Below are 10,564 nucleotides of genomic sequence, written 5' to 3' on the forward strand. Positions count from 1 at the left end.
CTGCATCTTGAATAAAGAAAAAGATAGACTATCAATTACCGACGCGGGTCAAGGCAAGGTCTATATTTGGGGCAGATTCGACGAAGATATCAGAACCAAATTTCCTTTCCTCGTCGAAGAATGCGGCACCTAATAAACTGCTGTCAGGCACTTCGTTCAGAAGCTATTTCATCAAAGCCCGCAATCCTGCTGATGCTCACCGCTCGAGGACCGAAGCAACACACTGGCCACACGTCAACGGGGAAATACGCCGACAAGTGAAGGGGTGTGCCTCTCGACCATTGAAGCTTCGACGGGACTGCCCTGGCCGAGCCTCGTAAGCGCGACCGGGCGTGGCCGCGAAGACCCATACTGAGCCCGCAGTCATCAGCAAACGCTAGACAGGGTCAATGCACCACCCTGCCGATGCCAGAGCCAAACGATGCCAGACCGCCTCTCTCCACGGCCTCCATGAAGGCGCGGTAGGCATCCTGCTCGGTTGCGAAGCGCTCCTGCCACTCGGTGCTGCCACTCGCCATGTGGACGACCGCCAGCTGCCAGGGATCCTGCGTCCCCGCGAACCGATAGATCTCCACGTCCACCGTCTCACCGTCGTGGGTGAACGTGCCAGATAGAGCGGAGTGCTCGAAGTCGCGATCCCCGTCTTCCACGACCAGCCCCATCAGGATCGCTTAACGTCGCCGAGAAACTGGGTCATGTGCACCACGACACCATCGCCGCGCGCCCCCGACTCCGTGCTCGCCACAAACCCTTCGGCTTGCTCGGCACGCTTGGCGATCTGCATCAAGACCAACTCCACCGACGGTGGCCATGCCACACCGTTGTCCTGCAACATTCGAGTGGCCTTAACGAGCATATGAAATTGCTTCGGCTGAATCGTCGTGCCCTCGACGTGCTGGTCGAGCATGCGGTCGGCCAGCGCCGTCGCCAAGCCAGCGACCTCGGCCAGCTTGTCCGGCGGTGCATTGGTGTCCGTCACGTCACTTAGCCCTTCGCTTCCCGGTGTTGGTGCGATGCCTCGGCTCGCCCCTCGGGCGGTTCGCGAAATCGCAGACACATCCCGGGCCTTTAACCTGATCGCGACGAACCGGATTCCGGCACCTATCCGAGCTGCATTCCGACGCATTAATTTGCGCAGGCCGCTCCCGACGGCAACTCGATCACGGTTCAATCGAATCATTTTGGTGGGAAAGCGCCTTCAGCACGGTGCGGTCGGATCAGGCTTCCATATTCGGGAGATCCGCTGGTTGCCCAGCTGTAGCTCACGGCAGATCTATCAAATTGATCGCATTTGCGAAATCGCCCCCACACCGATCTCATGGTCCTATCCGGTGTGGGGGACGCTTGGGCCATGACGATCACCGCCTCGATCAACACCGTTGGCGTCATGCGCGCGACGGAAATGCTCCAGTCGGCCCGCACTGATGCGGCGCTCGATCATCGGGAAGGGCGGCACACCGTCTCGGTCGAAATCGCGCGCTCCAGCGAGACTGGGGCGCAGCAGCGGGAGGGTAGACATCTGTCTCCACCATCGCAGAGGCGGGTCGTAGATATTCAAGTCTGAGATTAGGCAGACCTGCCGTCAATCCTGGCTTGGTGAAACAATTTCTACAAGAAAAGCTCGCCAGCTCAAAAATCGGTAGCTTGCTATTTGATGTCCATGCTGCTGAATCGCCCAAAAATTTAAAATTAATCTCCCTATTAGCTAACGTGCAGCCGCGATTAAACAAACATACTTGATTGATCCACTCGTATAGTTAGGAAAATGCGTCGACATAGTCGGCTCCCCGTGGCCGTGCTGCGATACGCATGCCGTCGCCGCATTTCCCCTGTCCAAATCGTAGCGCAGCTTTACATTCCAGGAGAGCAAAAGGAGCGGCTAATGACATCGGCCATCATTCGACAGGGATACCTTGTCTGCTCCTTCAGCAGACGCTAATTTGCAGTCAATGACTAACGGAGTTCGCCATGGCGGTGATGACCATCCGGAACATCGACGCGGCGATTAAAACCCGCTTGCGGGTCCGCGCCGCCATCAACGGCCGCTCAATGGAGGACGAGGCCCGCGATATCCTTCGCTCGGCGCTCTCAACCGAGATCCCACGCCCCACGAGCGTCGGACAATCAATTCATGAGCGCTTCGCCGCGCTTGGAGGGGTCGATTTACCGGAGTCACCGCGGGAGCCGAGCCGTGAGCCCATTGGGTTCGAAGAGTGATCATCCTCGATACTAACGTCCTCTCAGAGTTGATGCGAGCGAGGCCAACAATACTCGTCCTGAAATGGTTTGCGGCTCAACCCTCGGCCGGCTTGTTCACCACAACTCTCACGCAGGCGGAGATCTTCTACGGCCTATCATTGCTACCGGAGGGGCGCCGTCGCGACGATCTGTTCGCAGCAGCTCAGCCGATTTTCGAGGTCGAGTTAGCCGGCCGTATCCTGAGCTTCGATCAAGATGCGGCTATGGCCTACGCGGACATCGCGGCCAGCCGACGCCGAGCTGGGCAGCCAATCTCGCAGATTGACGGTCAAATCGCTGCAATTACCGCCTCCCGCGGCGCGCGTTTGGCGACCCGTAACGTGCGAGACTTTGTCGATTGCGGGATCGTTGTTGTAGATCCATGGATGACGCCGAATTGAGCCATCCAGCGCACCGCCACGTACCCGTCCCACTCCCATTGGATCCGCAAGCGCTGAAACGGGGAGATAATCGGCGGAGCCGCTATTCGGCTGAGATCTTTCGGCGATCGTGGGGTATTGCAGGTTCATGTGGTCAGCGCTTGATAGCGTACGCTGTCAGGCCCAAAATCCCTGTACTTTTCCCTCGTGCAGGGAAAACGGTATCGTGGCGGATCGCGCTACGGCGCATCGCCCCCTCGACTCAGTCTTGATCTAACTGGCCGCGGCAAGGCGTCGACCGCGGAAGCGGTGAGACTCGCCGAGCGTTCGCGGCTCACCCGTAGGTAGCCGACGCGCTTGCAAACGACGGGCGCGGACCGCAAGCGCACGGATCGGATTTACCGCGGCTCCGGCCTCGACAGGCCGAGATGCGCGCGCAGGGTGGTTCCCGTGTACTCCCTCCGGAACAGGCCGCGCTCTTGCAGCAGCGGAACGACCTCTCGGACGAAATCGCTCAGCCCCTCGGGGAAGAAGGGCGGCATCACGTTGAAGCCGTCCGCGGCCCCGCCCTCGAACCAAGCCTGCATGCGGTCGGCGACGTCCGTCGCCGTGCCGACGATCATGTGGTGGCCGCGCCCCGCTGCCACCCGCAGGGCGAGCTGGCGTATGGTCAACCGCTCCCGGCGGGCCAGCCCGGTGAGGAGTTCGGCGCGGCTGCGCAGCTGATCCGAGATCGGGAGGTCCGGGAGCGGCCCGTCCAAATCGTAGGTTGCCAGCGAATGGCCGAGACGCTCCTCCAACAGCGGCATCGCCTTGGCGATCTCCGTCCACCGATCGAGTTCGATCAGCTTCGCGCTCGCCTCCTCCAGCGTCCGACCGATGACCGGGAGGATGCCCGGCATGACCGCCACGGTCGCGGGATCGCGGCCGAAGCCGGCGACGCGCTGCCGGAGGCTGGCGTAGAAGGTCTGTGCCTCCTCGATGGTCTGCTGGGCGGTGAACACCACGTCGGCCCTGCGGGCGGCGAGATCCTGGCCCGGGCCGGACGAGCCGGCCTGGATCAGGATCGGGTGGCCTTGCGGCGAACGTGGGATGTTGAGCGGGCCCTTGGTACGGAAGTAGCGGCCGGCATGGTCGAGCACCCGCACCTTCGCGGGGTCGGCGTAGATGCCGCGCGCCTTGTCCTTCACGAAGGCGTCGTCGTCCCAGCTGTCCCAGAGGCCGCAGACTACGTCGACGAACTCCTCGGCGACGGCGTAGCGCTCGTCATGCGCCGGATGCTCCTTCGAGAAGTTGTCGGCGGTGCGCGCGTAGGAGGTGGTGACGACGTTCCACGCCGCCCGTCCGCCGCTCAGATGGTCGAGCGACGCGAAGGCGCGGGCGGTGTGGTAGGGCTCGCCGTAGGTGGTCGAGGAGGTCGCCGCGAGGCCGATGCGGCGCGTCACCATCGCCAGGGCGCTCAGCAGCGTCAGCGGCTCGAAGCGGGCGATCATCGACGGGTGGGCATCGACGGCGCTGGTGAGGCCGTCCGCGAGGAACACCATGTCGAACTTGGCGTCCTCGGCCATCTGCGTCACCCGCCGCAGGAGGTCGAAATTCTCGCTGCCGGCCTCGGCGCGCGGGTGGCGCCAGCCCGAGACGTGATGGCCGGCTCCCTGCAGGAACAGGCCGAGATGCATCTGTCGCGGGGTCGTCGTCATGGGCGGGCTCACGGATGGAGTTCGGGGGCGGCCGGGATGCTTACGGCTGCCGCGGTTGCGCGAGGAGGCCGAGGAGGCGGGCGAGATCGTTTCCGTCGTGCATGCTGCGCACGAGGTCGGGCACCGGACGGAAGGCCTCCGAACCGGCGGTCGCGTCCCGGAACTTGTCGTCGGGATCCTTGAGCCCGGGCAGGCCGTCGATGCGCCGGCTTCGCGACTGGCCCTGACCGTCCGTGACCTCCACCACGACGAAGCGCGTGCTCGGGTCCGAGGAGAGGCGGCGGGCGGACGGATCGTGCCGGCGCTCGACCCGCGCCGCCAGCGCCGCGAGGTCGGGGCGGACCGGACGCGCGTCGAAATGATCGATCCGCACCGCCCCGTCCACCAGGGCCGCGGCCAGGATGTATTCCGGGCTGAACCGGGCCTCGATGCCGGTGCGCGGCGTCCGGACCACCAGGGCGGCGTCGCCCCCCGGCGGGAAGGTGATCGTCGCCCGCGCCAAGTCGCGGATGCCCTCGCGGTGGAAGGCGAGGCCGGCCACCGCCACGGGATGAGCCGCCGTGCAGCACGGGAACGCCTTCAGGGTCAGGCCGGGGCGGACGATCTGCCAGGGGGCGCCCCAATCCTCCAGCACGCGCTCGGGCGCCGCCTCGCCGAAGCCGTAGGCCTGCAGGAACCCGTTCGCGCCATCGAGGCCGTCGTCGGCGCCGGACAGGCCGGCCTCGGCCAGGCGAGCCGCCGCCAGGCCGTTGCGGGCGGCGAGCCCGGCATGGAGCGGCTTCGCGTCGGATCCGAATTGCAGCCGCAGCCCGGCGGCCTGCGTCGCGCCGAGCCCCAGGGCGATCGCGGTCGTCCCGGGGGTGAAGCCGCGCAGATGCGCGACCGCGGCGGCGGCGCCGAGGGGACCGAGGGTGGCGGTGGCGTGGAAGCCGCGCTCGTAATGGGCGGGGCCGATCGCGCGCCCGAGATGCGCCATCGTCTCCAGCCCGACCAGGTAGGCGGCCAGGAACGCGACCGCGGTGGGGAGTGCGTCCGGGTCGAGGGCGGCGAGCAGCGCCGGGACGATCACGGTGGTCGGATGGCCGCGCACGCCGGCATGCACGTCGTCGTAATCGAGCACGTGGCCGGCATGGCCGTTGAGGAGGGCGGCGAGGAACGGGTCGGCCGGCTGCCTGGAGCCGATCACCAGGGCGCGGCCGGGCGCATCGCCGAAGACGCCGCGCAACGTCGCGAGCGACGGGTCGGTGCTGCCCGCCAGCGCGCAGGCCAGGAAGTCCACCAGCGCGACCCGCGCAGCCATCATGGCGGCGGGATCGGCGTCCGGGCGGGCGGCGACGATCGCCTCGGCGAGGGCGGCGGTGCGCGGGTTCGGCATCAGATCCCCTCCCGGTCCTGCACGGCGTCCCGATAGCCCTGGAAGCCGCCGATGAACTGGCGGATGCGCGGATTGCCGGACCGGTAGAACAGCTCGGCCGGCGGCGCCTGCGCCACGATCCGGCCGTTCTCGGTGAACGCGATCGTGTCGCTGATCTCCTCGGCGAAGCGCATCTCGTGGGTGACGAGGATGCTGGTCAGCCCGTCGCGGACCAGCTCCCGGATCACGGCGAGCACCTCGCCGACCATCTCGGGATCCAGGGCGGAGGTGACCTCGTCGAACAGGACGAGGTCCGGCCGCATGGCCAGCGCCCGCGCGATGGCGACGCGCTGCTGCTGGCCGCCGGACAATTCACCCGGATAGGCCGCGACCTTGTCGGCGAGGCGGACCCGGGCGAGCAGGTCGCGGGCCAGGGCCTCGGCTTCGGCTCGCGGCACCTTGAGGATGCGGTTCGGCGCGATGGTGATGTTCTCCATCACGGTGAGGTGCGGGAACAAGTTGTATTGCTGGAACACGATGCCGATGCGCTTGCGCAGGGCGATCCGCTCGGCCTCGGTGCGCAGGGTGTCGACCCGGGTGCCGGCCACCGTGATCCGCCCCGCCTGCGGCTGGGCGAGGCCGTTGATGCAGCGCAGGATCGTGGACTTGCCCGAACCGGACGGGCCGATGATCGAGACCGCATCCCCCTTCGCCACCGTGAGATCGATACCCTTGAGCACCTCGGCCGCCCCGAAGGACAGGTGGACGTCCTGCAGTTCGACGAGGATCGGCCGGGGGTTGGAATCCTGTGCCATGGGGCGGCGATCGGCTTTCAGCGCGGGGCGAGGCGGCGTTCGAGGCGCCGCGTCAGGCGCGAGATCGGGAAGCAGAAGAGGAAGAAGGCAGCGAGCACCGTGAGGTAGACCGCGATGGTGAAGTCGTCGCGGCGCACCGCCGTGCTCGCGTCGGTGGCCGCGTGCAGCAGCTCGTGGACGCCGACCAGGGAGGCCAGCGCCGTGCTCATGGTGATCGAGGCGTAGAGGTTCATCCAGGGCGGCAGCGCCCGGCGCAGGCACTGGGGCAGGATGATCCAGCGCAGGGTCTGCCCGCGGGACATGCCGACGCCCTTGGCGGCGTCCCACTGCGTGGTCGGGACCGACTGGATCGCCCCGCGGACGATCTCGGCCACGTAGGCGCTCGCCGGGATCGCGAGCCCGAACACCGCCTTCAGCCAGTCGGGAAAGGGCAGGTAGGTGCCGGCCACCACGATCTCGAACGGGAAGATGTAGGTGGTGGCGAAGATCAGCACGAGGTGCGGCGCGTTGCGGAACACCTGCACGTAGGCCACCGCCGGGGCTCGCACGAGCCGCGCGGCCGACAGCTCCATTGCCCCCAGCGTGACGCCCGCCAGCGTGCCCGCGCCCATGGCGAGCACGCTGATCAGGATGTTCATGGCGAAGCCCGAGGCGAGGTAGGGCAGCCAGTCGAGCAGGTCGCGGGCGAGCCGCGCGTCGAGCACGAACCACAGGAGGAAGCCGGCGGCGGCGAGGCCCAGCCAGGCCAGGGCCGGACCGAGGGTGGCGCGGCTTCGCGCGGGGAGCGCGGCGGTGCTCACACGCCGTATCCCGGGACGGCGAGGCGACGCTCCACGTACCGGCCGACCTGCGACAGCACCGTGTTGATCAGGCCGAAGAACAGCAGGATCACGATCATCAGCTCGAGGACGTTGTCGCGCTGCGTCCAGATCATGATCGACGCGTAGGTCACCTCGCCCACCGCGATCGCCGACCCGATGGTGGTGAGCTTCACGAGGTTGACCAGGTTGTTCACGACGGCCGGCATCGCCGTGCGCAGGGCCAGCGGCAGCGTCACGTAGCGCAGGACCTCGAAAGCGGAGAAGCCGATGGCGTGGGCGGTCTCGACCATGGCCGCCGGCACGGCCTCGATCCCGCCGCGCAACGCCTCGGCGTGGAAGGCGGCGATGTGGAGCCCGGTCACCGCGACCACCCAGAAGAACGGCGTGAACGGGTTGTTCGCCGCGCCGCCGAGCGCCTTCGACAGCAGCATGTTGAGCGCGAAGAACGCGAACATCAGCTGGACGAGGGTCGGGGTGTTGCGGGTGAGCTCGACATAGGCCCGCACCGGGCCGGCGAGCCAGGGCCGCCCCGAGGTCAGGGCCGCCGCGAAGGCCACGCCGGCGGCGAGGCTCAGCGGGATCGCCAGGAGCACGAGCAGGAGCGTCGTGCCCATGCCGGCGATCCAGGGCCGGACCTCGGACGCGCTCAGGAGGAAATCGTAGTGCAGGCCGACCTCGCCCGCGAGGGCGATGAAGGCCCGGACGGCTTGGTCGATCATGCCGGCAGCGACGCGGTCAAGGCTTGGCGGGCGCGGCGTACTTGCGCCGCGCCTCCTCCAGGAAGGTCGGATCGACCAGGCGGTTGGCCTTGGCCATCTCCAGCATCGCGCCCGAGGCATGGAGGTCGCGCACCGCCGCGTCGAGCGCCGCGCCGGTGTCGCGCTCGCCCTTCCTCAGCCAGATCACCGAGTCGGCCGGCTCCAGCTCGGTCGGGATGACGATGGCGTAGTCCTTCCATTCGTTCGGGCGGTCGGCGAGCAGCAGCTTGATCGTCGGCGCGACGTGGACGGCGACGACGCAATTGCCGCCCTGGAGCGCGAGCATCGATTCCGGCTGGCTGGGGATGCCCTTCACCTCGGCGCCGTAGGTGTCGGCCAGGGGCTGCGCGTAGTTCGAGCCCTGCGAGATGCAGACCGGCTTGCCCTTCAGGTCCGCCCAGTCCTTGATCCCGCTGTCCTTGCGGCCGAGGGCGGCACCGCCGGCCCGGTCGTACGGGGTCTGCACGTGATCCATGATCTTCGCGCGATCCTCGGTGAACTGCATGTTGGCGATCAGGACGTCGACCTTGCCCTGCTGCAGGAACTGCACGCGGTTGGGCGGCGTGACGGTGACGAGCTCGACCTTCACGCCGAGCTTCTCGGCCAACGCCTTCGCCAGGTCGATGTTGAAGCCCTTCTCGGCCCGGCTCTGCGGATCGATGTAGCCGAAGGGTGCACCCGACAGGATGATGCCGACCGTGAACTTCTGCCGCCCCTTGATCCGGTCGAGCGTCGCGTCCGCCTGCGCCGTCCGACTCGCGACCATGCCGAGGGAGGCCAGGGCGAGCATGCCGAGACAGGATTTCAACGACGAGGTGCGCGCCATGAGGGCTCCGGTGTGATGCGCGAGGCGGGCTCATCCATACGGGGGACGTGGACGCGCGAAAAGCCGGAATGCGCCGAGCCGCCGAAGTCTCGCCCGCGCCCGGACGAGTCTTCACTGCTGTCGACGGGGCGTGATCCGGGCGTCCGGACGCGCGTCGACCGCCCACGGCCTGGCCACCGAGCGTCGTCGATCGTCGCGAGGAAGGAAAAAGGTGGGCCCCGGGGCCGAAGCCCCGGGTTCTGTTTCTACGGCTGCCCTGCCGCAAGATGCTTACGCCGCGAGGCGGGCATCCATGACAACGTTATCGTTGGCATTTAGAGTTTTGGTCAGGTGCCCGGAACAGGGGTTGCCTGCGCCGAACCGGTCGAGTCCTTACCGAAGATCGCATCTTATCCTGCCGAAACAGGGTAGAACTCGCGGTCCCTTTACCGTCCAGTCGAACCTAACTTCGCCCCCAGCAGAAACACCCTGACCGCAATCGGCGCCCGATGAGGGCCGTCTGCGCTGCCCCGTGAAAACCACCGGTCAGGATGTTTCTGGTGGAGGCGCCGGGTACCGCCCCCGGGTCCTGAAACGTTATTATGAACCGGTCATCAACCTCCCGGGCATTCTACCGCGTGTGCGCCGGAAGGTCCACTGGTTCGTGCGGGATCACGGCCCGCCGCGCCGATGTACCGGGGCCGCCCGCCGGGGAGGGCGGCGCGCTGTCGCCGCCGGTCGCTCGCACAGGCGGGGTTTGGGCGTTATGGGCTTACCCGCCATCGCTAGCCGCGGCCGCGCGCGGCCGTCCGCAAGCCCGGGCAGGGATCAGTCGAGCATGCCGAACACGTTGGGCCTCAACCGCACCCTCGGCGCCGCCATCGGCGTCATCGCGCTGGTCTCGGTGCTCAGCAGTGGGGCGGTCCTGGTCACCCGCGGGCAACTGCAGGACGCCAACGACGTCCTCGACCGGTCGAACCAGACGATCCGCGGCCTCGACGCGTTCCGCAACGCCATGCTCAACCAGGAGACGGGGCTGCGCGGCTACCTGATCACCGGGCGGGATGGCAGCCTCGAACCCTACCGGCAGGGACGGCCGGCCCTGGACGCGGCGATCAACCGCCTCGGCCTCCTGATCGGCACCGACGCGACGGCGTCGCGGCTCCTGGCCGACGCCGCCACGGCGGCGCGCACCTGGCAGACGGAGGTCAGCGAGGCGGCGATCAAGGGCGCAGCCGACCCGGCGACCCGGCCCGAGGCGATCCGCATCGAGGCCGAGGGCGCGGGCAAGCAGCTGTTCGACACCGTGCGGGCCAAGCTCGGCGCCATCGAGACCGCCGAGGAAGCCCGCCGGGTCGCCTTGAAATTGCGCGTCGCCCGGGCCGAGCGCAACGAGAGCCTCGCCCTGTGGGGCGGCACCCTGATCACGCTCCTGATCTGCGCCGGAATCGGGATTGCCATCAACCGCCTGATCGTCCGGCCGCTCGGGGCCGTGATGGGTTTCGTCGAGCGGGTCGGCGCGGGCGATTTGTCCGGCCGGCTGCGCTCCGGCGGGCGCGACGAGATCGCGCGCCTGGGGCGGACCCTGAACGCGATGGTGGACAACCTGTCCGACCTCGCCCGCACGAGCCGGGCGGCCACCGCCGACCTCAACGCGGCGGCGGCCGAGATCCGCGCCTCGGCGCAGCAGCAG

General features: G+C 67.5%; 12 protein-coding genes and 1 other RNA gene. 4 read left to right on the forward strand and 9 right to left on the reverse strand.

Going from position 1 to position 10,564, the window contains the following annotated elements; translation table 11 throughout:
* Window positions 1–386: 386 nt before the first annotated feature.
* A complete protein-coding gene (locus tag FV233_RS25860; protein WP_147899221.1) occupies window positions 387–662 on the reverse strand; it encodes a hypothetical protein in 276 nt (91 codons plus the stop codon).
* Window positions 662–979 (reverse strand): hypothetical protein, encoded by a 318-nt coding sequence (locus FV233_RS25865; RefSeq protein WP_147899222.1) that lies wholly within the window; start codon window positions 977–979, stop codon window positions 662–664. The genes FV233_RS25860 and FV233_RS25865 overlap by 1 nt, the downstream gene beginning before the upstream one ends.
* 372 nt (window positions 980–1,351) lie before the next feature.
* On the opposite strand from FV233_RS25865, the gene FV233_RS25870 reads away from it, so the two are divergent.
* The 3 genes from FV233_RS25870 (at window position 1,352) to FV233_RS25880 (ending at window position 2,639) form a co-directional block, all read left to right on the forward strand.
* The gene (locus FV233_RS25870; protein ID WP_147899223.1) at window positions 1,352–1,564 is read left to right on the forward strand and encodes a hypothetical protein; all 213 of its coding nucleotides are present in this window, start codon (window positions 1,352–1,354) and stop codon (window positions 1,562–1,564) included.
* Between the two features lie 404 nt (window positions 1,565–1,968).
* A complete protein-coding gene (locus FV233_RS25875) occupies window positions 1,969–2,217 on the forward strand; it encodes a plasmid stabilization protein (protein WP_147899224.1) in 249 nt (82 codons plus the stop codon).
* Window positions 2,214–2,639 carry a type II toxin-antitoxin system VapC family toxin gene (locus FV233_RS25880; RefSeq protein WP_147899225.1) on the forward strand — a complete coding sequence of 142 codons (426 nt, stop codon included), beginning with the start codon at window positions 2,214–2,216 and terminating at the stop codon, window positions 2,637–2,639. The genes FV233_RS25875 and FV233_RS25880 overlap by 4 nt, the downstream gene beginning before the upstream one ends.
* A gap of 377 nt (window positions 2,640–3,016) precedes the next feature.
* Here FV233_RS25880 and FV233_RS25885 read toward each other — a convergent pair whose 3' ends face one another.
* From FV233_RS25885 to ssrA, 7 genes are all read right to left on the reverse strand, one after another.
* Entirely contained in the window at window positions 3,017–4,318 is a 1,302-nt protein-coding gene (locus FV233_RS25885) for an LLM class flavin-dependent oxidoreductase (RefSeq protein WP_147899226.1), read from the reverse strand.
* Between the two features lie 40 nt (window positions 4,319–4,358).
* Window positions 4,359–5,693 carry an MmgE/PrpD family protein gene (locus FV233_RS25890; RefSeq protein ID WP_147899227.1) on the reverse strand — a complete coding sequence of 445 codons (1,335 nt, stop codon included), beginning with the start codon at window positions 5,691–5,693 and terminating at the stop codon, window positions 4,359–4,361.
* Window positions 5,693–6,487, reverse strand: coding sequence for an amino acid ABC transporter ATP-binding protein (locus FV233_RS25895; protein ID WP_147899228.1), 795 nt, complete (start codon window positions 6,485–6,487; stop codon window positions 5,693–5,695). Before FV233_RS25895 ends, FV233_RS25890 begins: the two co-directional genes overlap by 1 nt.
* A gap of 17 nt (window positions 6,488–6,504) precedes the next feature.
* The gene (locus FV233_RS25900; protein ID WP_238261274.1) at window positions 6,505–7,236 is read right to left on the reverse strand and encodes an amino acid ABC transporter permease; all 732 of its coding nucleotides are present in this window, start codon (window positions 7,234–7,236) and stop codon (window positions 6,505–6,507) included.
* Window positions 7,237–7,283: 47 nt separating this feature from the next.
* A complete protein-coding gene (locus FV233_RS25905; protein ID WP_147899229.1) occupies window positions 7,284–8,027 on the reverse strand; it encodes an amino acid ABC transporter permease in 744 nt (247 codons plus the stop codon).
* 16 nt (window positions 8,028–8,043) lie between these two features.
* The gene (locus FV233_RS25910; RefSeq protein WP_238261272.1) at window positions 8,044–8,856 is read right to left on the reverse strand and encodes a transporter substrate-binding domain-containing protein; all 813 of its coding nucleotides are present in this window, start codon (window positions 8,854–8,856) and stop codon (window positions 8,044–8,046) included.
* Window positions 8,857–9,309: 453 nt separating this feature from the next.
* Window positions 9,310–9,481: a transfer-messenger RNA gene (ssrA, locus tag FV233_RS25915) on the reverse strand.
* 228 nt (window positions 9,482–9,709) lie between these two features.
* Between ssrA and FV233_RS25920 the strand changes: the two genes are divergently transcribed.
* The coding region (locus FV233_RS25920) for a CHASE3 domain-containing protein (RefSeq protein ID WP_147899230.1) at window positions 9,710–10,564 on the forward strand (855 nt) is incomplete at its 3' end.

This window comes from Methylobacterium sp. WL7 (assembly GCF_008040085.1).
Classification (GTDB): domain Bacteria; phylum Pseudomonadota; class Alphaproteobacteria; order Rhizobiales; family Beijerinckiaceae; genus Methylobacterium; species Methylobacterium mesophilicum.

Bases quoted from the DNA above. Each gene is read 5' to 3' on its own strand.
- FV233_RS25905 (WP_147899229.1), bottom strand. From the start codon at position 8,027: ATGATCGACCAAGCCGTCCGGGCCTTCATCGCCCTCGCGGGCGAGGTC.
- FV233_RS25885 (WP_147899226.1), bottom strand. From the start codon at position 4,318: ATGACGACGACCCCGCGACAGATGCATCTCGGCCTGTTCCTGCAGGGA.
- FV233_RS25890 (WP_147899227.1), bottom strand. From the start codon at position 5,693: ATGCCGAACCCGCGCACCGCCGCCCTCGCCGAGGCGATCGTCGCCGCC.
- FV233_RS25875 (WP_147899224.1), top strand. From the start codon at position 1,969: ATGGCGGTGATGACCATCCGGAACATCGACGCGGCGATTAAAACCCGC.
- FV233_RS25910 (WP_238261272.1), bottom strand. From the start codon at position 8,856: ATGCTCGCCCTGGCCTCCCTCGGCATGGTCGCGAGTCGGACGGCGCAG.
- FV233_RS25870 (WP_147899223.1), top strand. From the start codon at position 1,352: ATGACGATCACCGCCTCGATCAACACCGTTGGCGTCATGCGCGCGACG.
- FV233_RS25895 (WP_147899228.1), bottom strand. From the start codon at position 6,487: ATGGCACAGGATTCCAACCCCCGGCCGATCCTCGTCGAACTGCAGGAC.
- FV233_RS25860 (WP_147899221.1), bottom strand. From the start codon at position 662: ATGGGGCTGGTCGTGGAAGACGGGGATCGCGACTTCGAGCACTCCGCT.